Annotated in this window: 19 protein-coding genes and 3 rRNA genes (1 of these 22 only partly in view); 5 read left to right on the top strand and 17 right to left on the bottom strand. The window is 66.1% G+C overall.

The features are described 5' to 3' along the window. Genes ACYKG1_RS01720 through ACYKG1_RS01710 form a run of 3 tightly spaced genes read right to left on the bottom strand, consistent with a single transcriptional unit; the run spans position 1 to position 2,511 of the window. A complete protein-coding gene (locus ACYKG1_RS01720) occupies positions 1–1,164 on the bottom strand; it encodes a COX15/CtaA family protein (protein WP_478471627.1) in 1,164 nt (387 codons plus the stop codon). 10 nt (positions 1,165–1,174) lie between these two features. Further along, complete coding sequence (locus ACYKG1_RS01715; RefSeq protein WP_100471056.1) at positions 1,175–1,744, bottom strand: hypothetical protein; 570 nt, start codon at positions 1,742–1,744, stop codon at positions 1,175–1,177. Between the two features lie 47 nt (positions 1,745–1,791). After that, positions 1,792–2,511, bottom strand: a complete 720-nt coding sequence (locus tag ACYKG1_RS01710) for an SURF1 family protein (protein WP_478471626.1) — start codon at positions 2,509–2,511, stop codon at positions 1,792–1,794. A gap of 57 nt (positions 2,512–2,568) precedes the next feature. Between ACYKG1_RS01710 and ACYKG1_RS01705 the strand changes: the two genes are divergently transcribed. After that, a complete protein-coding gene (locus ACYKG1_RS01705; protein ID WP_005412025.1) occupies positions 2,569–2,787 on the top strand; it encodes a twin transmembrane helix small protein in 219 nt (72 codons plus the stop codon). 20 nt (positions 2,788–2,807) lie between these two features. Here ACYKG1_RS01705 and ACYKG1_RS01700 read toward each other — a convergent pair whose 3' ends face one another. From ACYKG1_RS01700 to ACYKG1_RS01675, 6 genes are read right to left on the bottom strand one after another with little or no spacing between them, the layout of a single operon-like run. After that, on the bottom strand, positions 2,808–3,683 hold the full coding sequence (locus ACYKG1_RS01700; protein WP_005407793.1) for a cytochrome c oxidase subunit 3: 876 nt from the start codon (positions 3,681–3,683) through the stop codon (positions 2,808–2,810). A 13-nt stretch (positions 3,684–3,696) separates the two neighbouring features. Next, positions 3,697–4,287, bottom strand: a complete 591-nt coding sequence (locus ACYKG1_RS01695) for a cytochrome c oxidase assembly protein (RefSeq protein WP_100471053.1) — start codon at positions 4,285–4,287, stop codon at positions 3,697–3,699. Further along, a complete protein-coding gene (locus ACYKG1_RS01690) occupies positions 4,284–4,484 on the bottom strand; it encodes a hypothetical protein (RefSeq protein WP_478471625.1) in 201 nt (66 codons plus the stop codon). Before ACYKG1_RS01690 ends, ACYKG1_RS01695 begins: the two co-directional genes overlap by 4 nt. Positions 4,485–4,492: 8 nt before the next feature. Continuing rightward, positions 4,493–6,100 carry a cytochrome c oxidase subunit I gene (ctaD, locus tag ACYKG1_RS01685; protein ID WP_057501839.1) on the bottom strand — a complete coding sequence of 536 codons (1,608 nt, stop codon included), beginning with the start codon at positions 6,098–6,100 and terminating at the stop codon, positions 4,493–4,495. 59 nt (positions 6,101–6,159) lie between these two features. Further along, on the bottom strand, positions 6,160–7,113 hold the full coding sequence (gene coxB / locus ACYKG1_RS01680) for a cytochrome c oxidase subunit II (protein WP_262082932.1): 954 nt from the start codon (positions 7,111–7,113) through the stop codon (positions 6,160–6,162). Between the two features lie 11 nt (positions 7,114–7,124). Then, the gene (locus ACYKG1_RS01675) at positions 7,125–7,601 is read right to left on the bottom strand and encodes a DUF2244 domain-containing protein (protein WP_004153894.1); all 477 of its coding nucleotides are present in this window, start codon (positions 7,599–7,601) and stop codon (positions 7,125–7,127) included. A gap of 274 nt (positions 7,602–7,875) precedes the next feature. On the opposite strand from ACYKG1_RS01675, the gene putA reads away from it, so the two are divergent. Next, positions 7,876–11,094: a bifunctional proline dehydrogenase/L-glutamate gamma-semialdehyde dehydrogenase PutA gene (gene putA / locus ACYKG1_RS01670; protein WP_478471623.1), complete on the top strand. Its 3,219-nt coding sequence runs from the start codon at positions 7,876–7,878 to the stop codon at positions 11,092–11,094. Positions 11,095–11,182: 88 nt separating this feature from the next. Here putA and ACYKG1_RS01665 read toward each other — a convergent pair whose 3' ends face one another. The 3 genes from ACYKG1_RS01665 to ACYKG1_RS01655 form a co-directional block, all read right to left on the bottom strand. Then, the gene (locus tag ACYKG1_RS01665; protein ID WP_262227158.1) at positions 11,183–12,250 is read right to left on the bottom strand and encodes an AAA family ATPase; all 1,068 of its coding nucleotides are present in this window, start codon (positions 12,248–12,250) and stop codon (positions 11,183–11,185) included. Further along, on the bottom strand, positions 12,237–12,836 hold the full coding sequence (gene pnuC / locus ACYKG1_RS01660; RefSeq protein WP_100471048.1) for a nicotinamide riboside transporter PnuC: 600 nt from the start codon (positions 12,834–12,836) through the stop codon (positions 12,237–12,239). Before pnuC ends, ACYKG1_RS01665 begins: the two co-directional genes overlap by 14 nt. Before the next feature lie 141 nt (positions 12,837–12,977). After that, positions 12,978–14,405: an outer membrane protein transport protein gene (locus tag ACYKG1_RS01655; protein ID WP_478471620.1), complete on the bottom strand. Its 1,428-nt coding sequence runs from the start codon at positions 14,403–14,405 to the stop codon at positions 12,978–12,980. 226 nt (positions 14,406–14,631) lie between these two features. On the opposite strand from ACYKG1_RS01655, the gene ACYKG1_RS01650 reads away from it, so the two are divergent. Beyond that, positions 14,632–15,324 (top strand): rhomboid family intramembrane serine protease, encoded by a 693-nt coding sequence (locus tag ACYKG1_RS01650; protein ID WP_014035716.1) that lies wholly within the window; start codon positions 14,632–14,634, stop codon positions 15,322–15,324. An 86-nt stretch (positions 15,325–15,410) separates the two neighbouring features. Here the strand turns inward: ACYKG1_RS01650 and ACYKG1_RS01645 are convergent, their stop codons facing one another. Together ACYKG1_RS01645 and ACYKG1_RS01640 are read right to left on the bottom strand one after the other, a co-directional pair. Further along, positions 15,411–16,892 (bottom strand): S41 family peptidase, encoded by a 1,482-nt coding sequence (locus tag ACYKG1_RS01645; protein ID WP_478471619.1) that lies wholly within the window; start codon positions 16,890–16,892, stop codon positions 15,411–15,413. Positions 16,893–16,999: 107 nt separating this feature from the next. After that, positions 17,000–18,298 carry a murein hydrolase activator EnvC family protein gene (locus ACYKG1_RS01640; protein ID WP_100471045.1) on the bottom strand — a complete coding sequence of 433 codons (1,299 nt, stop codon included), beginning with the start codon at positions 18,296–18,298 and terminating at the stop codon, positions 17,000–17,002. 95 nt (positions 18,299–18,393) lie between these two features. Here ACYKG1_RS01640 and ACYKG1_RS01635 point away from each other — a divergent pair, with 95 nt between their 5' ends. Both ACYKG1_RS01635 and ACYKG1_RS01630 read left to right on the top strand, forming a co-directional pair. Next, entirely contained in the window at positions 18,394–19,056 is a 663-nt protein-coding gene (locus tag ACYKG1_RS01635; RefSeq protein WP_478471617.1) for a DUF4097 family beta strand repeat-containing protein, read from the top strand. An 86-nt stretch (positions 19,057–19,142) separates the two neighbouring features. Next, positions 19,143–20,852, top strand: a complete 1,710-nt coding sequence (locus tag ACYKG1_RS01630; protein WP_478471615.1) for a M28 family metallopeptidase — start codon at positions 19,143–19,145, stop codon at positions 20,850–20,852. Positions 20,853–21,109: 257 nt separating this feature from the next. Here ACYKG1_RS01630 and rrf (ACYKG1_RS01625) read toward each other — a convergent pair. The 3 genes from rrf (ACYKG1_RS01625) to ACYKG1_RS01615 form a co-directional block, all read right to left on the bottom strand. Next, positions 21,110–21,224: ribosomal RNA gene (rrf, locus tag ACYKG1_RS01625) — 5S ribosomal RNA — on the bottom strand. A gap of 133 nt (positions 21,225–21,357) precedes the next feature. Further along, a 5S ribosomal RNA gene (gene rrf / locus ACYKG1_RS01620) occupies positions 21,358–21,472 on the bottom strand. A gap of 126 nt (positions 21,473–21,598) precedes the next feature. Then, positions 21,599–22,532: ribosomal RNA gene (locus tag ACYKG1_RS01615) — 23S ribosomal RNA — on the bottom strand (it continues 1,946 nt past the right edge of the window).

Below are 22,532 nucleotides of genomic sequence, written 5' to 3'. Positions count from 1 at the left end.
TCAGTCCGGGGCACGCAGGCGGGCCAGCAGGCTGACCAGCACGAACAACAAGGCAACGGCCACGCCGTTGTGGGCCACCGCCACTTCCAGCGGCAGCGCCAGCTTCACATTGAGGATGCCGAGGGTGACCTGCAGCACCAGCAGCGCGATCAGCGCGCTGGCCCAGCCACGCATGCTCGGCAACCGGAACAGGCGCACGCCCAGCCACAGCAGGTAGGCGGCCACCACCACCGCGAACAGGCGGTGCGACATCTGGATGGCAATGCGCGAGGCGCCATCCAGCACGCCGCCTTCGTAGTCCACGCCGATGCCACGCCACAGGGTGAAGCCTTCGACGAAGTTGTGCTGTGGCCACCACTGGTTGGCACAGCGCGGGAAGTTGTCCAGCGAGGCGCTGCCACCGCCGCAGGCGAGTGCCGCGTAGTTGGCGCTGACCCATCCACCCAATGCGATCTGGGTGACCAGCACCGCCACGCCGATGCGCAGCAGCCACTTCAGCTTCGGCGCTTCGGCCAGGGTGATCGGCATGTGCGTCGCACGCCAGGCCATCCACACCAGCAGGCCGAACATCAGCATGCCGCCCAGCAGATGGCCCATCACCACGATGGGTTTGAGCAGCAGGGTCACCGTCCACATGCCCAGCAGGGCCTGGAAGATCACCACGGCCAGCGTCAGCAGGGCCGCACGCGCCAGATCGATGTTGCTCCAGCGCAGCGCGGCGATCAGCAGGATCGCCTCGCCGATCAATGGCAGGGCACTGGCGGTGCCGTGCCAGCCCATCATGTACAGCGGTATGCCGGCGGCCACCAGTACGCAGGCGGTCACCACCGCCGTGCTTCCGAATCGCCGCTTGCGCGTGGCCAGCAGCGCCAGGGTCAGGATCTCGATGCCCAGCGCGCCAGCCAGGAAGCGGTGCACCTGTTCGCGCCAGGCCTTGTGGGTCTCCAGCGGGCGGATCTCCGCCGCCGGGTGGCCAATGGTCTCTTCCACGTGCTGTGGCCAGGTGGCCTGGCCATAGCAGGTCGGCCAGTCCGGGCAGCTCAGGCCGGCATCGGACAGGCGCACGAAGGCGCCGAACATGATCGTGCTCGCGGTCATGATCATGGCGAACCACGCCAGGCGGTGGAAATTGCGGTGCAGCGCCGGACGCGCGGAAAGGCTCATCAAACGGGACTCACTTCAGTTTCAGCAACGTGGCCATGTCCTTGCGCAGGCCACCGAGGTCGGAGCCCGGGGCGTGGCGCATGATCACGAAGCCGTTCGGATCGATCACGTAGACCGGCAGTCCCGCCGGATCATCGACGCCCGGCAACGCCGCGCGCAGGGCTGGCGACGGAGCCAGCGGCCGCAGCGCGGGCAGCGAGGCGATCGACGCCGGTGGCGTACCCAGCCACAGGATCTCGACATTATCGGCGTTATGGCCGAACAGCTGCCACACCTTGCCCAGCCCCTGCGACAAAGTGACGCACTGCACGTCGCAGGCGCCGGCCGGGGCCACCAGCAGGCGCCAGGTGCGAGCCTCGGGGTTCCAGGCATAGGGCTGGCCGCTGGCCAGGGTCGGCGCCTGCTGGCGCAGGTCCACCGGCGGCTTCAGCAGCTGGCCGGCATTGCGGTGCCCGGTCGGCTGCCAACCGGAGAAACGCAATACCGCAGCCAGCGCCATCGCCCCGAAGAACACGGCAAACAGCAGCACCAGGGTCCGGCGGCCGGAGCCGCGCGCCTGCGGGGACGTAGCAGTGTTCATGCGGGACATTTTCTCATGGTTGGGTAAGGGATGCCGGCCAGCGGCCGTTACTGCCGGACGACGGGGCGCCTGCTGCGCCACTCCAGCACCAGCGCGACCACCAGCACGGTCAGGGCCAGGCCGAACCACTGCACGGCGTAGCCCAGGTGACGCTGCGGCGGCAGCGTGTTCGGCAGCAGGTCCAGATCGCGTTCGTCGCCGAACGGCAGCGCGGGGTCCAGCCGCAGCACGCGGTCGGGCAATGCCGGTAGGCCAAGCGCCGCCGCCAGCCCGTCGGCGGGCAACCGGCTGGCCAGCCAACGCCCGGCCTCATCGGTAGCGGAGAACGCCGGGCCCAATGCCAGTCCCGCCGACGGCGGCGGCGCCAACAACCCACGCACCGCCACCGGCGAAGGCGGCGCCGGCACATCCGGCAGCGTGCGATCCGGCGGCAGTGCGCGCCAGCCGAGGTCGGCCAGCAGCACGCTGCCATCGTCACTGCGGAAGGGGCGATAGATCTTCACCCCGGCGCGGCCATGCCGGGTCTGGTTGTCCAGCAGCACCACGCCGGGCAGGAAGCGGCCGTGGTCAGCCACGCCGTGCAACGCGCCGGGCGCCGCCAGTGCCTGCGACAGCGGCAGCGCCTGTGCCACCGCTGGACCTTGTGCATCCAACATTGCCTGTTTGGCATGCATGCGCTGCAGCTGCCACAGCCCCAATGCGCTGAAACCGGCCATCGCCAGTACCGCCAGCAGCCATCCGATCACGCGCGTGTGCTGGCGCATCATGACAAGTCCGCGCAAACGCGGTCAGATAGGCGCATCCACCCTGCCCTCGAGCCGCGCATGAGTGATTCGCTGAAGACCCTGCTGGTAATCGCGTTTCTGATCGTCATCGTCTGGAATCTGGGCGCCGGCCTGTATTACCTGCTGGTCGACCGCGGCCAGACCAAGCGCACGGTCAACGCACTGACCCGCCGCATCGCGGTATCGGTGGCATTGATCCTGCTGGTGATCGTGAGCATCTACATGGGCTGGATCAAACCGCACGGCATCGGCGGCTGAGGCCACCGATGCGTGCGCGGTCAAAGCACGTAGACGAACAGGAACAGCATCAGCCACACCACGTCGACGAAGTGCCAGTACCACGCGGCGGCTTCGAAACCGAAATGGTTGTCGCGGGTGAAGTGTCCCTTGGCCGAACGCAGCCACATCACGATCAGCATGATCGTGCCCAGCAGCACGTGCGCGCCGTGGAAGCCGGTCAGCATGAAGAACGTCGAACCGTAGATCCCCGAGCCAAGCGTCAGGTTCAGTTCCTTGTAGGCATGGATGTACTCCTCCGCCTGCAGGGTCAAAAAGCCGAGGCCGAGCACGACGGTCAGGCCCAGCCAGATCAGCAGCTGGCGACGGTTGCCCGCCTTCAGCGCGTGGTGGGCGATGGTCAGGGTCACGCCGGAGGTCAGCAGGATCAGCGTATTGATCAGCGGCAGGCCCCAGGCCGGGATGGTCTGGAACGCGCCACCGATCGCGGCCGGGCCGTTGGTCGGCCATCCGGCGGAATAGCCCTGCCAGAGCAGCTCGTTGGTCATCACGCCGCGGCCTTCGCCACTGAGCCAGGACAGGCCCAGGTTGCGGGTGTAGAACAGCGCCCCGAAGAAGGCGCCGAAGAACATCACCTCGGAGAAGATGAACCAGATCATCCCCATCCGGAACGAACCATCGACCTGGTGGTTGTAGTTGCCGGCCTGCGATTCGCGCACCACGTCGCTGAACCACCAGAACAGGGTCAGCACCAGCATCGCGATGCCGATGTAGAAGGTCCAGCGCCCCCAGCTGGCATCGTTGAGCCAGCTGGCCACGCCCACCATGGTCACCATCATCGCGATGGAACCCACGAACGGCCATTTGCTCTGGGCCGGGACGAAGTACACGTTGGCGTCGGTCGGTGTCTGGGCCATGTCGGTATCCGGGTCAGGGTGCGGCGTGCGCGCCTTCCGAGGTGGCGGCCGGGGCCAGCCGATCGGACAGTGCGTCGTTGCGGTAGAAGGTGTAGGACAGGGTGATCGTCTTGATTTCCGGCGGCAGGTCCGGATCGACGATGAAGCGCACCGGCATGTCGCGCTTCTCGCCGGCCTGCAGCGTCTGCGCGGTGAAACAGAAACATTCGGTCTTGCTGAAGAAGCCCGACGCGCGCGCCGGCGCCACCGAAGGCACCGCGCTGCCGACCACCGCCTGCTGGCTGTCGTTGCGGGCAAAGTACAGCGCCTCGTTGAGCTCGCCGGGCACCACGTCCATGGTCAGCTGTTCGGGGTGGAACGACCACGGCAGGCGCGAATTGACCCCGCCATCGAACTCCACGCGCACAGTGCGCTTGCCGGACGCCGCTCCCGCGCTGGCTTCTCCGCCGGGGCCGCGCTCCAGGCGCACGCCAAACACCTTCTCGCAGGCGATGCGGTACAGCGGCACCAGCGAGAATGTCAGCAGGAACACCGCCACCGCCACGCCGATCAGGCGCGGCAGCCCGGCGCTGCGGGACGGTGTGCGGGCCGGTGCCTCGCTCATCGGCCGATCACCCCGCTGAGGATGAAGCCGACGTAGACCAGCACGGCGATGGCGCCGACCCACATCGCCGTGCGCTTCGCACGCTGGCGCTGCTGCTCGATGCTTCCGCCTGGGTAGAGCCGACCGCTGGTCGGCTGCTTTTCGTCAGTCGAGCCTGGCTTGACGCTACTGATCGGGAGCGGGCTCTCGTTATGCATGCCCCACCTCAGTGCGTGATGTCGTCATGCGCCAGGTCCCCCGGGCGGATGGTCGGCGGCGTGGTGAAGGTATGCGCCGGTGCCGGCGACGGCAGCGTCCACTCCAGGCCGCGCGCACCTTCCCAGCTGCGCGCTTCGGCCTTCTCGCCGCTGCGCAGCGAGGACAGCAGGATCGCGGCCATCATGAACGGGGTGACGAACATGCCAAACGCGCCGATCGAGCTGATCAGGTTCCAGTCGGCGAAGGCCACACTGTAATCGGGGATGCGACGCGGCATGCCGGCCAGGCCGAGGAAGTGCTGCGGGAAGAACAGCAGGTTGACGAACACGATCGACCACCAGAAGTGCACCTTGGCCCACTTCTCGCTGTACATGCGCCCGGTCCACTTCGGCCACCAGTAGTACACCGCGGCGATCAGCGCGAACACCGCGCCGGTCACCAGCACGTAGTGGAAGTGCGCGACCACGAAGTAGGTGTCGTGGTACTGGAAGTCGGCGGCCACGATGGCCAGCATCAGTCCGGAGAAACCACCGATGGTGAACAGGATGACGAAGGCCACCGACCACAGCATCGGCGCCTCGAACGTCAGCGAGCCACGCCACATCGTGCTGACCCAGTTGAACACCTTCACGCCGGTCGGGATCGAGATCAGCATGGTGGCGAACATGAAGTAGATCTCGCCGCCCAGCGGCATGCCCACGGTGAACATGTGGTGGGCCCAGACAATGAACGACAGGAACGCGATGGCGGCGGTGGCGTACACCATCGCCTGGTAACCAAACAGCGGCTTGCGGCTGAAGGTCGGGATGATTTCGCTGACCACGCCGAAGGCCGGCAGGATCATGATGTAGACCTCGGGGTGACCGAAGAACCAGAAGATGTGCTGGTACATCACCGGGTCACCGCCACCGGCGGCGTTGAAGAAGCTGGTGCCGAAGAACTTGTCGGTCAGCAGCATGGTCACCGCACCGGCCAGCACCGGCATCACCGCAATCAGCAGGAAGGCGGTGATCAGCCAGGCCCAGCAGAAGATCGGCATCTTCAGCAGATCAATGCCGGGCGCACGCATGTTGAGCACGGTGGCGATGATGTTGATCGCGCCCATGATCGAACTGATGCCGGCCACGTGGATGGCGAACACGCTGAAGGCCACGTTGTAGCCACCCTGCAGCGACAGCGGCGGATACAACGTCCAGCCACCGGCCGGCGCCCCCCCGGGCAGGAACAGGGTCAGCAGCAGCAGGCTGAAGGCCACCGGCAGCAGCCAGAACGACCAGTTGTTCATGCGCGGCAGCGCCATGTCCGGCGCGCCGATCTGCAGTGGGATCATCCAGTTGGCGAGGCCCACGAAGGCCGGCATCACGCCGCCGAAGATCATCACCAGCGCATGCACGGTGGTCATCTGGTTGAAGAACTCGGGCTTGACGAACTGCAGACCGGGCTGCGCCAGCTCGGCGCGGATCACCACGCTCATCGCCGCACCGATGATGAACATGATGAAGCTGAAACCCAGGTACAGCGTGCCGATGTCCTTGTGGTTGGTCGAGAAGAACCAACGCTCGAAGAAACTCTGCTGGTGATGGTGATCGTCGTGCCCAACTGCCGAGTGCGCCATTGCAAAACACCTCTCAGAATCGGTTGTCACCACGGCCGCGGGCGGCCGCGGGCTTTACATCACGCGCCGCTGGCCGCGGTGGCAGGTGCGCTGGCCGCTTCTGCAGCAGCAGGCGCAGCCGGTGCCTCGCCCGCCGGTGCAGTTGGCTCGGCCGGTGCCGCAGGCGTTGCCGGCGCGGCAGGTGGCGCCGGCTTGCGCTGCGCCAGCCACTGCTTGAATTCCTCCTTGGACACCGCCTCGACCACGATCGGCATGAAGCCGTGGTCCTTGCCGCACAGCTCGGCGCACTGCCCGCGGTACACGCCGGGCTGCTCGATGCTGGTCCAGGCCTCGTTGATGAAGCCGGGGATGGCGTCCTGCTTCCAGCCCAGCGCCGGTACCCACCAGGCGTGGATCACGTCGTCGGAAGTGATGACGAAACGCACCTTGGTATCGACCGGCAGCACCAGGCGGTTGTCGACGTCCAGCAGGTAGTGTGGGTGGCTTTCGCGGGTCGGCACGATGCCACTCTGGCGCACCCGGTCGGACTCGCGGTCCAGGCGGCTGGTGAAGGTGACGTTTTCGCCGAGGTATTCGTACTTCCACATCCACTGGTAGCCGGTGACCTTCACCGTCATCTCGGCATCGCGGGTGTCGTACATCTTGATCAGGTTGGCCGTGGCCGGCCACGCCATCACGATCAGGATGATCACCGGGATCACCGTCCAGATCACCTCGGCCTTGGTGTTGTGGCTGAAGGTGGCGGCAACCGCACCCTTGGATTTGCGGAACTTGAAGATGGCGTAGGCCATCGCGCCGAACACGATGACGCCGATCACCGTGCAGATGATCAACGAGAGATTGTTCGATTCCCAGGCCAGGCGCGAGGTCTGGGTCACCCCCTTGCCCATGTTCAGCTGCCACGGCTTTGGATCGGCCGCCTGGGCCCAGGCCAGCGCCGGAACCAGTCCCCCGGCCACCATGGCGGCGACCGCTGCAACGCACTTCGTGCCCCACCTGCTGCTTTGCTTCATTGCCTAGACCCTTAGCGTCGTCGGTTGCCGCCATCGCTGGCGGCGAGCAAGCTTTCAAGTGTCTCTGCAAGCGTCTGGCGTTCGGCCGGCGCGAGGAAACTCCCCACCTCCACCTGCCGGCCGCTGGATGCCAGCCGGACCCTCTCATCGTCGGTGAGCAGGCGCACCCAGTGAGGGTGGGCCCGGAACACCGGCGATCCACCGGGTACGGGAATGACCTCCACGTACGCCGGCACTACCCGGATCTCCTCCTGCCGTTCACCACTGCGCCACAAGGCACGCAGCGCCGCCGCCAGCACCAGGCTGTACAGCAGCGCGAACAGGGGGGCGAATGCATTGCCGGCCAACCACCCGAGGGCGGACACCAGCCACATCGCACCCGACAACACGGTGAACAACAGGACGAACTGCCGGGCATCGAGCGCCCGTGGGGGACGCAGCCGCAGCTGCGTACCTGACCCATCCGGAGCTGGAAGCACCTCGATCATGTCGCAACCGCGTTCCTGCCGCGGGAAACGTCTCGATGGTAGCCCCGCCCTCTCGCCGGTAGCAAGGGTGCATTCACACATTTTCCGATGCTGCAACACAGCATGAGGTCGGCGGCACGAATGACGAATTCAGCACAATTAATGGCAGCCTGCCTGAACACGCTGAATCCACCGCCGCTAGGGGCTATCAGCACTTCACGAAGGTGGCTGCGGGGCACTTCCGTAACCCGCAAAAATGATTAAAATCGCCAAGTTTTCCACTGGCCGGACCGGCATGAACGCACCTTCTTCCTCCCCTGCCGCCCATGACGCCCCGCGTCCCGGCGCGCTGCTGTCGCCGGAACTGCCGGCGCCCCCCAACCCGTTCCGCCAGGCCATCACCGATGCCTGGTTGAAGGACGAGGCCAGCCACGTCCGCGAGCTGCTGGCGCAGGCCCGCCTGCCCGCCGAGGAACAGGCCAAGGTGCAGGCGCTGGCCGCCGACCTCGTGGGCCGCGTGCGCGTGCGCGCCAAGGACCAGGGCGCGATTGAAGCCTTCATGCGCCAGTACGACCTGGGCAGCGAGGAAGGCGTGCTGCTGATGTGCGTGGCCGAAGCGCTGCTGCGCATTCCGGACCAGGACACTGCCGACAAGCTGATCCGCGACAAACTGGCCGACGCCGACTGGGAAAAGCACCTGGGCGGCAGCGACTCGGTGCTGGTCAACGCCTCCACCTGGGGCCTGATGCTGACCGGCAAGCTGGTGCAGATGAACGACGCCACCCGCGCCGATGCGCCCAGCGCGTTCAAGCGCCTGGTCGGTCGCGTCGGTGAGCCGGTGGTGCGCCTGGCCGTGCGCCAGGCGATGAAGATCATGGGCCACCAGTTCGTGATGGGCCGCACCATCAGCGAGGCGCTGTCGCGCTCGCACAAGGGCGACAACGCGGACTACCGCTACTCCTTCGACATGCTGGGCGAAGGCGCGCTGACCATGAAGGACGCGCTGCGCTACCTGGAAGACTACCGTCGTGCGATCCACGCCATCGGCGGCGATCACAAGGCACGCGGCGGCCGTCCGGACGGCGACGTCAACAACGCACCGGGCATCTCGATCAAGCTGTCGGCGCTGTACCCGCGCTACGAGCACGCCAAGCGCGAGCGCGTGCTGAAGGACCTGGTGCCGGGCGTGCTGGAACTGGCACAGCTGGCCAAGAGCTACGGCATCGGCTGCACCGTCGACGCCGAAGAGTCCGACCGCCTGGAACTGTCGCTGGACATCATCGAGCAGGTGTTCTCCGACGCCTCGCTGGCTGGCTGGGATGGCTTTGGTGTGGTCGTGCAGGCCTACCAGAAGCGCACGCCGTACACGATCGACCACCTGGCCGACATGGCGCGCCGCGCCGGTCGCCGCCTGCAGGTTCGCCTGGTCAAGGGCGCCTACTGGGATGCCGAGATCAAGCGCGCACAGATCGAAGGCTATCCGGGCTACCCGGTGTTCACCCGCAAGCAGAACACCGACGTGTCGTATTTGGCATGCGCGAAGCGCCTGTTCACTCATGCCGACGCGATCTACCCGATGTTCGCCACGCACAATGCGCACACCATCGCGGCTGTGCGCAGCATTGCCAACGGTGGCGTGTACGAGCACCAGAAGCTGCACGGCATGGGCGATGACCTGTACGCCGAAGTGGTGCCCGCTGACCGCCTCGGCCTGCCCTGCCGCGTGTACGCCCCGGTCGGTTCGCATGAAGACCTGCTGCCGTACCTGGTGCGCCGCCTGCTGGAAAACGGCGCCAACTCCAGCTTCGTCAACCGCATCACCGACGAACGCGTGCCGATCGCCGACCTGATCCGCGATCCGGTCGAAATGGTCGCCTCGTTCGCTTCGATCCCGCATCCCAAGATCCCGCTGCCGGTTGACCTGCTGCGCAGCCAGAACCACGACAGGAAGAACTCCATGGGCGCCAACCTCGCCAACGACAACGAACTGCGCGCCCTGGCCGAGCAGATCAACGCCGCCGTAAAGCCCTGGCAGGCCGCCCCACTGGTGCCGGGCGCCAACCCGGCCGGCGCCGCGCTGCCGGTGACCAACCCGGCCGACACCCGCGAAGTGGTCGGCCAGTGGCTGGCCGCCGATGCCGCCACCGTGCAGAAGGCCCTGGCCAATGCCGTGGCCGCGCAGCCGGCCTGGAACCGCACGCCGGCCGCCAGCCGCGCCGCCATCCTCGAGCACGCCGCCGACCAGTTGGAAGCGCGCATGCCCGAGTTCATGGCGCTGTGCGTGAAGGAAGCGGGCAAGAGCCTGCCCGACAGCATCGCCGAAGTGCGCGAAGCCGTGGACTTCCTGCGCTACTACGCCAAGCAGGCACGCGAGCAGTTCAGTCACGCCGAGAAGCTGCCCAGCCCGACCGGTGAGTCCAACGAACTGCAGCTGCATGGCCGCGGCGTGTTCGTCTGCATCAGCCCGTGGAATTTCCCGCTGGCGATCTTCCTGGGCCAGGTCGCTGCCGCCCTGGCCGCCGGCAACAGCGTCATCGCCAAGCCGGCCGAGCAGACCAACCTGATCGGCTACTACGCGGTCAAGCTGCTGCACGACGCCGGCGTGCCGGCCGAGGTGGTGCAGTACCTGCCGGGCGATGGCGCCACCGTCGGTGCCGCGCTGACCACCGACCCGCGCGTGGCCGGCGTGGCCTTCACCGGCTCCACCGACACCGCCCGTGCGATCAACCGCGCGATGGCTGCGCGTGACGCCGCCATCGGTGTGCTGATCGCCGAGACCGGCGGCCAGAATGCCTTCATCGCCGACTCCTCGGCGCTGCCGGAACAACTGGTCAAGGACGCGATCGGTTCGGCCTTCACCTCCGCCGGCCAGCGTTGCTCGGCCGCGCGCGTGCTGTTCGTGCAGGACGACATCGCCGACAAGGTGATGACCATGCTGGCCGGCGCGATGAAGGAACTGAAGGTCGGCAACCCGGGCCTGCTGTCCACCGACGTCGGCCCGGTGATCGACGCCGATGCGCTGAAGATCCTGCAGGACCACGCCGAGCGCATGGACCGCGAAGCGCGCCTGATCGCTGCGGCCGAACTGTCTGCCGAAGCCGCCAATGGCACCTTCTTCGCCCCGCGTGCGTACGAATTGAAGGACCTGGGCCAGCTGCACAAGGAGATCTTCGGGCCGGTCCTGCACGTGATCCGCTGGAAGGGCGACCAGCTCGACGCGGTGATCGACCAGATCAACGCCACCGGCTACGGCCTGACCCTGGGCGTGCATTCGCGCATCGACGAGACCGTCGACCGCATCAGCAACGGCGTCCATGTCGGCAACGTCTACGTCAACCGCAACCAGATCGGTGCGGTGGTCGGCGTGCAGCCGTTCGGCGGCCAGGGCCTGTCCGGCACCGGCCCGAAGGCCGGCGGCCCGCATTACCTGCTGCGCTTTGCCACCGAGAAGACGGTGACGGTGAACACCACCGCCGCTGGCGGCAACGCGTCGCTGCTGACCCTGGGCGACTGATCGCCCGCGTCAGGCAGTGAACGAAAAACCCCGCGAAAGCGGGGTTTTTTGTGCTTTTCCGGTAGCGCCGGGCCATACCCGGCGACGATCATGCCGCCACACTGAACCGGCTGTCCGTAAGCTTGGCCAGCTCGTGCCGCACCCTCGCGATGCGCGCTTCCAGGTCGCCCTCCAGCAGCACGTACTCGACTCCCCGCGCCTGCAACTCGTGCACGTACCACGCATGCTGCTGCGCCCGGAATGCCTCCCCCAGCCGCGTGCCGTCCTGGTCGAACGGGATATCCGGCGCACACAGGAACAACAGGTCGTACGGCCGCAGTGCAGCCTGCCGCAGTGCCTCCGGTGCCGTACCAAACATCCAGCCGCTGTAGCCCAGCGTCACCAGCGGCGTGGTATCGCAGAACAACCAGCGATGCGCCGTCAGCGCCGCCGCATCCTCACGCCGGGGCTGCTCTTCGGCGATGCGCAGCAGGTCCGGTTCGCGCAGGTCACCGCCCTGCATTTCCCACAGCGTGCGCCCGAATTCCGCGACCCACGTCGTGCCCATCCGCTCGGCCAGCACCCGCGCCAGCGTGGTCTTGCCGGTGGATTCGCCACCGATGAAGGCCACGCGCTGCACGTAGTCCGCGTACACCTGCGGCGACAGGCCGTGGCGAAGCGCATGCGGATCGGCGCGAAGCCGGGTGCCGTTGGGCTGGCCGACATCGCGGCTGCGCTCCAGCCGCTGGTGCTGCACCGGTGCATGGAAGTGCGCGGCCAGCGCCTGCGCGAAACCATCGCCGTAGTCCTCGCCGGTGTACACCGTCTGCACCGGCCCTCCGAACAGGTTCAGGCACAGCCACGCGGTGAAGTCCCGCTGCACCTGTTCGTCATCACTGTCCTGCGGCAGGGCTCGCACTGGCAAGCCATGCTGCATGCACAATGCCGCCAGTCGCGCGTCGTCAAGCACCGCCACCGTCGCCTGCGGGAAACGCGCACGCAGCCAGCGCTCACGGCGCTCGGCGCTGTAGCCGGCAAAGCCCGGCTGCGACCACCCGATCACCAGCAGATGCACGCAGCGCGCGGCAGCGAAGTCGATCAGTCGTTCATGGCCGAGGTGCAGCGGGCAGAACTTGCCCACCACCAGCCCCCGCGCAGCGCGCTCAGGCAGCGGCATCGGCCGCCCTGGCCTCGTCGCGCATCAGATGCCGCCAATGGCGCAGTGCCACCAGCGCGTTGATCCAGAAGCCCACATACAGGATCGAGGTCAGATGCAGGCCACGGCTGTAGTACAGCGGCACTGCAACGGTGTTCACCAGCAGCCAAACCCACCACGATTCCAGCTTGCGCCGCATCATCAGGATCTGCGCGATCACGCTCAGCACCAGCACCGCCGAATCGATATACGGCGCATAGGCATTGGTCAGGCGGGTCAGCATCCAGCCGTAGCCGAACGTGGCCACCACCGCCAGTGGCGCCAGCCAGGCCCATGCCCGCGGCCGCAGCGAAGTGATCGGCAGCGGCGCGCCATGGTCGCCGCGCAGCCACTGCCACCAGCCCAGCACACTGATGGCGATGAAAAAGAACTGCAGCACCATGTCCGCGTACAGGTGCGATCGTTCGAACACGGCAGCAAACAAGGCGCAGCCGACGATGCCAAGCCACCAGGTGTGCACGTTGTTGCGGCCGGCCAGCAGGATCGAGCCGGCGACGGCGATGTTGGCAGCCAGCTCCAGCTGGAAGTTCGAGTCGGACAGGTTCATGCCGCTATTGTCGTGGATCCGTGCGCTGCGTGGACAACCCGGCAGATCCACGCCGTGGGTGGATGCCCCAGACCGTCCCCACAAAAAGAAGGCCCCGCTCGCGCGGGGCCTCCTGCGTACTGTTTCAGGCAATCGCCTGAATCAGAACTTGTACTGCATCGAAGCCGCCAGCACGTCGCCGGTCACCTTGTACTTGCCGGTCACGGTGTTGCCGGTGGCCGAGGTCGAGGTGATGTTCGGATCCTTGGTGAACAGGTGGGTGTAGCCCACGCTGTATTCCATCTTGTCCGAAGCCGCGTAGGTCAGGCCCAGAGACAGCCACTTGCGGGTGGTGTCCGGCACGCGCACGTCGCGGTGGACGTCGGTGGTCGGGGTCTGGTCGTAAGCGAGACCGCCACGCAGGGTCAGCTTCTCGTTCATGCGGTACTCGGTACCGATCGACGCGAAGGTGGTGTCGCGGTAGTGGAACGGCAGCACGCTGTCCGGCTGGTTGGAGTCATAGTCGACAGTGACCTGGTCGAACTTGCTCCACGCGGTGCGCGAGACGTCGGCCATGATCTTCCACTGATCGTTCACGCGGTGGGTGAAGCTGACGGTGGCGCTGGCCGGCAGGGTGATGGTGGCACGGCCGTTGCTGTCAACGAAGGTACCCGGGGCAGCACTGGCCAGGAACGCGGCCGCAGCCGGGGTCATGGTGAAGTCGGCCTTGCCGTCGGTGATCTTGTGTTCCACTTCCGAGCGGTAGCTGAAGGCGATGTTGGTGCCTTCCACCGGGCTGACGGTCATGCCCAGGGTGTAACCCACGGACATTTCGTCGCCCTTGATGCGCAGGTAGCCATCGGCGGTACCCGGCGAGAAGCCCAGCTGGGCAGCCTGGATACCGGCCTGGCGGGCAGCGGCAGCGGCCTGGGCCTGGGTGCCGCCACGGGCCAGCACGGTGGCAGCAGCACGCTGCTGGGCGCTGGCGTTGATGGCGGTGCCGCCATCGACGGCGCTGGTCAGGTCAACGTCCAGGCGCTCGACGAACACCGACGCACCGAAGGACAGGTACGGGTTCACGTCGTAGGAGAACGCGGCGCCCAGGTCGACGGCCTGCAGTTCGGTCTTTACGCCGTTGTAGCGGCCGACCCAGTCACGGTCGTATTCGGTCTTGAAGCCGAACGGCACCGACAGCGACACACCGAAGTGCATGTTGTCCTTTTCGCCGAACGGCACGTGGAAATAGGCCGCCGGGACCGGGGCGATCATGCCGGCGTCGCCGCCATTGCCGCCGGAAATCGGAGCGCCATTGGCGTACTTGCCCTGGCCACGGAACTTGGCGCCGAAGCTGATGGCGCTGACGTCGCCCTGCAGCATGGTGCCGTCGAGCAGGCGCATGGAGGCCGGGTTGGTGGCGATGACCGAGGCGTCGCCTTCGGCCGAGGTGGAGCCGGCGAACGCGCGGCCGAGGCCCTTGGCGCTGTTTTCCTTCAGCTGGAAGGCGGCGGCGTTGGCATCGGCGGCAGCCAGCGCACCGGCAACGCCGACGGCCAGCAGGGTCAGACGGGCAATGGTGGAAGCGGTTTGCATCGTAGTTCTCTCTCCGGTAAGCGGTGATGTTGCTCTGAGTGCGCCTGCGCCCGGCCGGCCCTGGGGCCCTTCGGAGCGCGCCGGATTCCCCTCCCGACATACGACGCCGTATGCGAGTATTACCCAGAGCTGTTAATGAAACAATAACAGCAGCTGCGCTTTTTTCGTCTCAAAAGCTGAACAGGACAATCCCCGCCGCAGGCGTCGCCACGCTAGGCTTATACCCATGTTCGTCTCCCTCCCGTCGCGCAAGAAGGCGGCCCTGCGCTGGGCCACGCCCGTGCTGTTCGCGTCATTGTGGCTGGCGTTCCTGTGGTCGATCTCGCGCCCGGACGATGCCCGCGGCAGCCTCTGGCTGGACTGGGGCGCCCTGTCCACCGGCCTGACCCACCCGCTGGACTGGTGGGCGACCCTGCAGGACGGCAGCGTGCTGCGGCTGTTCACCGCCCTGTTCCTGCATGCCGACTGGTCGCATCTGCTGGGCAACCTGGTGTTCCTGCTGATCTTCGGCCTGCCCGCAGAGCGGGTGCTGGGGCCATGGCGGTTGCTGCTGCTGTTCCTGGTGGGCGGCGCGGTGTCCAACCTGGTGGCGATCTACACCATGGGCAGCCCGGATCAGATCATCATCGGTGCCAGTGGCGCGGTGTCGGCGCTGATCGGCGCCTATCTGGCCCTGTTCCCGGGTGCCCGGCTGGGCGTGGTGATCCCGCTTGGCCTGTTCCTGGAGTTCGTACGCGCCCCGGCCTATCTGCTCATCGGCGTCTGGGCCGCGCTGCAGGTGGTATTCGCCCATATCGGCCCCAGCTTCGGCATGGTGGCCTGGTGGGCCCACATCGGCGGCTTCCTGTTCGGCCTGCTGTATGGCGTGTACGTGCGCGCGGCGATCGCGCGCCGGCTGCGCAAGCGGCACGGGTTCTAGCGTCCGCTTGCCGGGTTCTGCGGAATGCCCGAGCCATGCTCGGGCAGCGTTCGGAAATCAGTCGGGCATGGCGCGACGCTACGCCATCAAGGCTTGGCCGGGATCTCTGCAGGCTTTGCTTCCGGTCTTGCTTCCGGTCTTGCTTCCGGTCTTGCTTCCGGTCTTGCTTCCGGTCTTGCTTCCGGCTTTGCTTCCGGCTTCGCTGCAGCCTTCGTGGCCTTGGCCGCATCTGCCTTCGCCGCTTCGGCCTTCAACCGTGCAGCCACCGAACCCGGGTTCTTCAGCTCGGCCAGCGCGTCGTTGATCGGGCCATCGCCCGGCAGCACCGCACCGGCATGGTAGCCCTCGGTGCCTTCGTCGTCGCCGCGCAGATGACCCGGCAGGGTCGCTTCGCTGTAATCGCTCAGGCTGGCCGGCAGCGCATCCTCCGCCGGCGTGGCGGCGGGCTTCAGTTCAACGTCCGGCACGATGCCGGTGGCCTGGATCGACTTGCCACTGGGCGTGTAATAACGCGCCGTGGTCAGCTTCACCGAATCCCCGTTGTCCAGCGGCAGCACCGTCTGTACCGAGCCCTTGCCGAAAGTGCGGCTGCCGACCACGCGGGCACGCTTGTTGTCGCGCAGCGCGCCGGCCAGCACTTCCGATGCGCTGGCCGAGCCGGCGTCGGCCAGCACGACCACCGGTGCGCCCTTCAGCAGGTCGCCCGGGGTCGCGTCGAAGCGTGCATCACTGATGCTGATGCGGCCACGGGTACTGACGATGTTGCCCTTGTCGAGCAGATCATCGGCCACCTGCACCGCAGCGGTCAGCAGGCCACCCGGGTTGCTGCGCAGGTCCAGCACCAGGCCCTTGAGCTGGCCACCGGACTGCTTCTGCAGCTGCTGCACGTGCTTCTGGAAATCCGAACCGGTATCGGCCTGGAAGGTACTCAGGCGGATGTAGCCATAGCCCGGTTCCAGCAGGCGGCTGCGCACGCTGGTCACACGGATGGTCTGGCGGGTCAGGCTCACGTCGAACGGCTTCGGCTTGCCTTCGCGCACGATGGTCAGCACCACCTTGCTGCCTGCGGGGCCGCGCAGCGGTTCACTGGCATCGATGGCGCTGATCGGCTTGCCGTCGATGGCGATGATCAGGTCACCGGCGAGGATACCGGCCTTGGCCGCCGGCGTGTCGTCGATCGGCGAGATCACCTTCATGCTGGCATTGTCCGGCTGCTGCTGCAGCTCCACGCCGATGCCCTCGTAGGCGCCATTGGCCTGCTCGTCGAAGGCCTGCGCGTCTTCCTTGTTGAAGTAGGTGCTGTGCGGATCGAGGTCGAGCAGCAGGCCACGCACGGCCGACTGCATCAACTTCTTGTCATCGACCGGATCGACATAGGCGGCACGCACCGCGTTGTACACGGCCACGAAACGGCGGATGTCCTCCAGCGGCACCTTCGAGGTCACCGCCTCCTCGCTGTTCGCTGCCTGCCCGCTGGTTTCCTGGCTCGGGGCGGGCGCGGTCTGCTGCGCCCAGGACAGCGCTGGCAACAGGGCCAGCAAGAGGGTGGCGGTACGGGCTGCGCGCATGGATCACTCCTGTCGACGGTGGCATGGTGCCCAAGGCACATGCACCGATTATGCGCGAAGCACGGCTAAATTCCCGTTGAATCCGGCCCGCACACTGCGAACCGGATTCAGCGCCGCTGCAGCCAGCTGTCCGGATTCACCGGCTGCCCGCCACGGCGCAGCTCGAAGTACAGCGCGGTAACGCCCTGGCCGCCGGAATTGCCGACCTTGGCCACCGCATCGCCGCGGCTGACCCGCGCGCCGGCATCCTTCAGCAGGGTGTCGTTGTGGGCGTACAGGCTCATGTAGCCGTTGCCGTGGTCGACGATCAGGATCATGCCGTAGCCGGTCATCCAATCGGAGAACACCACGGTACCGTCGGCCACCGCGGTGACGGTGCTGCCGGCCGGCGCACCGATCAGCACGCCGCTGCTGGTACGGCCATCGGGCAGCTTGCCGCCATAGCGGGCCAGCAGGTTGCCGGACAACGGCCAGCCCAGGCCGCCGACCTTCGGCGCCGGTGCCGATGCCACCGCAGGCGGGACCTTGGTTGGCGGCGGTGGCCGTCCCTGCGCCGCGGCCTGGCGTGCAGCCCGCTCGGCAGCGGCCTTTTCGGCGGCGGCTCGACGTGCAGCCGCGCGACGCTCGGCTTCGGCGCGGGCGGCAGCAGCACGCAGGTTGGCCAGCAGCGTTTCCAGCGCCTTGGCGTCCTGGCCCAGTGCCTGTTCCTTCTCGCGCTGGTCCTTGAAGCGCTCGTCCAGCGAGGCCACGGTCTTTGCGCGATCGCGACGGTCGGCTTCCAGCGCCGCAGCCTGCTGCTTCTGGTCCTGCTGTGTACCCTGCAGCTTCTGCTTGCGCTCGGCGATCTGCGCCTGCAGCCCTTCCAGTTCCTTCAGGTCGGCCGTCAGCGTCGTGATGCGCCGCGCACGTTCGCGCTGCAGGTAGCGATGGTAGGCCAGGGCGCGGTTGGCGTCGGCCACCGTGTCCTGCGACAGCAGCAGCTTCAACGGTGCATGGGTGCCCAGCTGGTAGGCCGCGCGCAGCAGCCCGGCCAGTTCTCGGTGCTGTTGGGCGAGGTTGCCCTGAAGGCTGCTGCGGCGCTGCTCGGCTTCGGCCAGGGCCCGGGCCTGCTCGCGCAGCGCGGCTTCGGTCTGCGCGAGCGCCCGACCGGTGCGGGCCACCTTCTCGTCGGCCTCGCGCAGCTGCAGCGAGGCCTGGCCACGCTGCCCCTCGATCTGCCGTCGCTCCTGCGCCACGCCCTTCAGCTCGGTACGCAGCTTCTGCAGCTTGCGCTCGGTCTCGCGGGTCGTCTGCGCGGCACCCGGCAGCGGCAGGGCCAGCGCCACGACCAGCCCCAGCAGCAGGCAGCGCCCGCCGCGCGCAGCGGCGATGTGATGTCGGCGTGATGGGAAGGCGTTGTCGCGCAAGGGCTTTCCAGTGACTTCAGGCAGTTGCGGGGGATACCGGGGAATGGTGACATCTCCGCACGCGGCCTGCCAGCCGCACATCCATCGAGGTCCCCATGAAAGCTCTTTCCATTCCGCTGCTGTTGGGCGTATTGCTGGCCACCGGGCCGGTCTGTGCACAGGAGAACATCAGCAAGGTCAACGGCAGCATCAGCGCCGAACCGGGCCAGCGCTACGGCAAGCTTGACACCGTCAACGGCGGCATCCGCGTCGGCGAAGGCGTCGAGACCGGCAGCATCGACACCGTCAACGGCGGGGTCAAGGTCGCCGACCGCGCGCGCACCGGCAAAATCGAAACAGTCAACGGCGGTGTGCGCCTGGGCCGCGAAGTGATCGCCAGCGGTGGCGTCAGCACCGTCAATGGCAGCATCTTCACCGATCGCGGCAGCCAGATCGAAGGCGGCGTCGAAACCGTGAACGGCGGCATCGGTCTGGTGGAAAGCCGCGTCGGCAAGGATGTGGAGACCGTCAATGGTGACATCACCGTCGGTATCGGTTCGCAGGTCAAGGGCGGCGTGCATGTGCGCAAGCCGAACTTCAGCGTCTCGCTGACCGCCAGCCGCAAGCCACGCGTGATCATCGGTCCGAATGCCGTGGTCGACGGCCCGCTGCAGTTCGAGCGCGAGGTGGTGCTGTACGTGCATCGCACGGCCCGCATCGGTCCGGTCACCGGTGCCGAGCCAATCCCGTTCGATACCGAAACGGCACCGGCCGACTGAACCCGCCAGACCCAGCGGTTGGGTGATACTCGCTTTTACCGGTCGCGCATGATGTGCGACCGCCCTTTGTTCTCCAGGAATCGACGATGCCCCGCAAACTCCTCCTGTGCCTGGCCGCTGCGGCCGCGCTCAGTGCCTGCAAAGGCGAAGATACTCCGGCAGCTACGCCGGCCACCGATACCGCTGCCGCGAAGCCGGCCACCCATCAGTTCTCCCCGGAGATCAACGCCGGCGACTTCGCGGAGATGGTCAAGACCCTGGCTTCGGATGAGTTCGAAGGCCGCGCCCCGGGCAGCAAGGGCGAGGAACTGACGGTCAACTACATCCGCGACCAGATGCAGCGTATCGGCCTGCAGCCCGGCAACGGCGACAGCTGGTTCCAGGATGTGCCGATGACCGAGACCACGGCCGACGAATCGACCGTGCTGAAGATCACCCAGGGCGGCAAGACCACCGAGCTGAAGTTCGGCACCGACATGGTGGTCGGCACCCGTACCGGCCAGGCCGAGGTGAAGGTCGATGCCAGCGACCTGGTATTCGTCGGCTACGGCGTCGATGCGCCGGAGCAGAAGTGGAACGACTACGCCGGCCAGGACTGGAAGGGCAAGACGGTCGTGATGTTCGTCAACGACCCGGGCTTCCATGTCGACGACGGGAAACTGTTCGACGGCAAGCGCATGACCTATTACGGCCGCTGGACCTACAAGTTCGAAGAAGCTGCCCGCAAGGGCGCTGCCGCCGCGCTGATCGTGCACGATACCGCCGGCGCGTCCTACGGTTGGGACGTAGTGAAGAATTCCTGGGCCGGCCCGCAGTACGACCTGCCCGCCAAGGATGACCCGGAGGCCCGAATCCCGGTGCAGGGCTGGTTGAGCGCCGACGCGGCCAAGGCGCTGTTCGCCGGTGCCGGCCTGGACCTCGCCCAGGCCTACAAGGACGCCAGCAAGCGCGGTTTCAAACCGGTGCCGCTGAAGGCCACCGCTGCGGTCGACCTGAAGAGCCAGATCGCGCAGAAGCAGTCGCGCAACGTGGTCGGCGTACTGCCGGGCAGCAAGCGCGCTGACGAGGCCGTGCTGTACATGGCGCACTGGGACCACCTGGGCAAGCATGAGGGTGAGACCGGCGACAACATCTACAACGGTGCGGTCGACAACGCGACCGGCGTAGCCGGCATCCTCGAAGTGGCCGAAGCAATGGCCCATCAGGATCCGAAGCCGGAGCGTTCGGTGGTGTTCCTGGCCGTGACCCTGGAAGAATCCGGCCTGCTGGGCTCGAAGTACTACGTCGCCCACCCGACTTTCCCGCTGGACAAGATCGCCGGTGTGATCAACATCGATGCGATGTCGGTGGCCGGCCGTGCCAAGGACGTGACCGTCACCGGCTTCGGCAGCTCGGAGCTGGAGGACATCCTCAAGCCGCTGGCTGCCGCCCAGGACCGTACCCTGCACGGTGAGACTTCGGTGCAGAGCGGCTTCTACTTCCGCTCCGATCACTTCAACTTCGCCAAAGCCGGTGTGCCCGCCCTGTACGCCGATGGCGGCGAAGACCTGCGCGAGGGTGGCGTGGACGCGGGCCGCAAGGCTGCAGCCGACTACGGCGCCAACCGCTACCACGGCCCGAAGGACGAGTTCGACGCAGCCAGCTGGAAGCTGGACGGCACCGTCGAGGACCTGCAGCTGATGTACGGCGTCGGCAAGGAACTGGCCGGTGGTGATCGTTGGCCGAACTGGTACGAAGGCAACCCGTTCAAGGCTGCCCGCGACGCGATGATGAAGGACAAGGCCCCGGCCAAGTAAATCAGGCCATGTTCGACTGAACATGGTTGAGAGCAGAGCGGCGCCCCACGGGGCGCCGCTTTTTTTTGTGCGCTCCGCCATTGGTGGGTGCCAACCTTGGTTGGCACTCTCTGCCATCGGTAGTCGCCAACCTTGGTTGGCGCCGCCGCTCGCGGCGGTTCCATCAACGCGCCTGCCGGCCAGCGGCCGGCACTACCCGCATTTGCTGCGCATAAAGAAAAACCCCGCTGCGTGAGCAGCGGGGTTTTGGGTGTAAACCCTGGCGATGACCTACTCTCGCATGGCTTGAGCCACACTACCATCGGCGCAGCTGCGTTTCACTTCCGAGTTCGGGATGGGATCGGGTGGTTCCACAGCGCTAATTTCACCAGGGAGACGGTTGCAGCAGCGCTTGCAGCGCCAGCTTCGCGATCTTGCCCTTGGGGCGGAAGGAACCCGGAAAATGCAGTGCCTTCACTTAATAAGAAAAACCCCGCTGCGCAAGCAGCGGGGTTTTGGGTATAAACCCTGGCGATGACCTACTCTCGCATGGCTTGAGCCACACTACCATCGGCGCAGCTGCGTTTCACTTCCGAGTTCGGGATGGGATCGGGTGGTTCCACAGCGCTAATTTCACCAGGGAGGCTTTTGGAGAGTCGCACTCGTCCCGGAGGGACAAGGCGCCAGCCTCGCATAGTTCTTGTGACGTAGCGTGCACTTGGATGCTCTTACGACGTTGTCGTAAAGCCAAGGCAACTTGAGGTTATATGGTCAAGCCGCACGGATCATTAGTATCAGTTAGCTCAATACATTGCTGTACTTACACACCTGACCTATCAACCACGTAGTCTACATGGTTCCTTCAGGGGGCTTGTGCCCCGGGAGATCTCATCTTGAGGCGCGCTTCCCGCTTAGATGCTTTCAGCGGTTATCGCTTCCGAACATAGCTACCCGGCAATGCCACTGGCGTGACAACCGGAACACCAGAGGTTCGTCCACTCCGGTCCTCTCGTACTAGGAGCAGCCCCTCTCAAATCTCCAACGCCCATGGCAGATAGGGACCGAACTGTCTCACGACGTTCTGAACCCAGCTCGCGTACCACTTTAAATGGCGAACAGCCATACCCTTGGGACCGACTACAGCCCCAGGATGTGATGAGCCGACATCGAGGTGCCAAACACCGCCGTCGATATGAACTCTTGGGCGGTATCAGCCTGTTATCCCCGGAGTACCTTTTATCCGTTGAGCGATGGCCCTTCCATACAGAACCACCGGATCACTAAGTCCTAGTTTCCTACCTGCTTGATCCGTCGATCTTGCAGTCAAGCACGCTTATGCCTTTGCACACAGTGCGCGATGTCCGACCGCGCTGAGCGTACCTTCGAGCTCCTCCGTTACTCTTTAGGAGGAGACCGCCCCAGTCAAACTACCCACCATACACGGTCCCCGACCCAGATAATGGGCCCAGGTTAGAACGTCAAGCACGACAGGGTGGTATTTCAAGGATGGCTCCGCTGCAGCTAGCGCCACAGTTTCATAGCCTCCCACCTATCCTACACAGACGAACTCAACGTTCAGTGTAAAGCTATAGTAAAGGTTCACGGGGTCTTTCCGTCTTGCCACGGGAACGCTGCATCTTCACAGCGATTTCAATTTCACTGAGTCTCGGGTGGAGACAGCGCCGCTGTCGTTACGCCATT

The organism is Stenotrophomonas sp. 85239_Sma (genome assembly GCF_056481725.1).
The sequence above is the reverse complement of the archived record's forward strand: the minus strand, read 5'-3'. Positions and strand labels throughout refer to the sequence as shown.

Bases quoted from the DNA above. Each gene is read 5' to 3' on its own strand.
- ACYKG1_RS01720 (WP_478471627.1), bottom strand. From the start codon at position 1,164: ATGAGCCTTTCCGCGCGTCCGGCGCTGCACCGCAATTTCCACCGCCTG.
- ACYKG1_RS01715 (WP_100471056.1), bottom strand. From the start codon at position 1,744: ATGAACACTGCTACGTCCCCGCAGGCGCGCGGCTCCGGCCGCCGGACC.
- ACYKG1_RS01710 (WP_478471626.1), bottom strand. From the start codon at position 2,511: ATGATGCGCCAGCACACGCGCGTGATCGGATGGCTGCTGGCGGTACTG.
- ACYKG1_RS01705 (WP_005412025.1), top strand. From the start codon at position 2,569: ATGAGTGATTCGCTGAAGACCCTGCTGGTAATCGCGTTTCTGATCGTC.
- ACYKG1_RS01700 (WP_005407793.1), bottom strand. From the start codon at position 3,683: ATGGCCCAGACACCGACCGACGCCAACGTGTACTTCGTCCCGGCCCAG.
- ACYKG1_RS01695 (WP_100471053.1), bottom strand. From the start codon at position 4,287: ATGAGCGAGGCACCGGCCCGCACACCGTCCCGCAGCGCCGGGCTGCCG.
- ACYKG1_RS01690 (WP_478471625.1), bottom strand. From the start codon at position 4,484: ATGCATAACGAGAGCCCGCTCCCGATCAGTAGCGTCAAGCCAGGCTCG.
- ctaD (WP_057501839.1), bottom strand. From the start codon at position 6,100: ATGGCGCACTCGGCAGTTGGGCACGACGATCACCATCACCAGCAGAGT.
- coxB (WP_262082932.1), bottom strand. From the start codon at position 7,113: ATGAAGCAAAGCAGCAGGTGGGGCACGAAGTGCGTTGCAGCGGTCGCC.
- ACYKG1_RS01675 (WP_004153894.1), bottom strand. From the start codon at position 7,601: ATGATCGAGGTGCTTCCAGCTCCGGATGGGTCAGGTACGCAGCTGCGG.
- putA (WP_478471623.1), top strand. From the start codon at position 7,876: ATGAACGCACCTTCTTCCTCCCCTGCCGCCCATGACGCCCCGCGTCCC.
- ACYKG1_RS01665 (WP_262227158.1), bottom strand. From the start codon at position 12,250: ATGCCGCTGCCTGAGCGCGCTGCGCGGGGGCTGGTGGTGGGCAAGTTC.
- pnuC (WP_100471048.1), bottom strand. From the start codon at position 12,836: ATGAACCTGTCCGACTCGAACTTCCAGCTGGAGCTGGCTGCCAACATC.
- ACYKG1_RS01655 (WP_478471620.1), bottom strand. From the start codon at position 14,405: ATGCAAACCGCTTCCACCATTGCCCGTCTGACCCTGCTGGCCGTCGGC.
- ACYKG1_RS01650 (WP_014035716.1), top strand. From the start codon at position 14,632: ATGTTCGTCTCCCTCCCGTCGCGCAAGAAGGCGGCCCTGCGCTGGGCC.
- ACYKG1_RS01645 (WP_478471619.1), bottom strand. From the start codon at position 16,892: ATGCGCGCAGCCCGTACCGCCACCCTCTTGCTGGCCCTGTTGCCAGCG.
- ACYKG1_RS01635 (WP_478471617.1), top strand. From the start codon at position 18,394: ATGAAAGCTCTTTCCATTCCGCTGCTGTTGGGCGTATTGCTGGCCACC.
- ACYKG1_RS01630 (WP_478471615.1), top strand. From the start codon at position 19,143: ATGCCCCGCAAACTCCTCCTGTGCCTGGCCGCTGCGGCCGCGCTCAGT.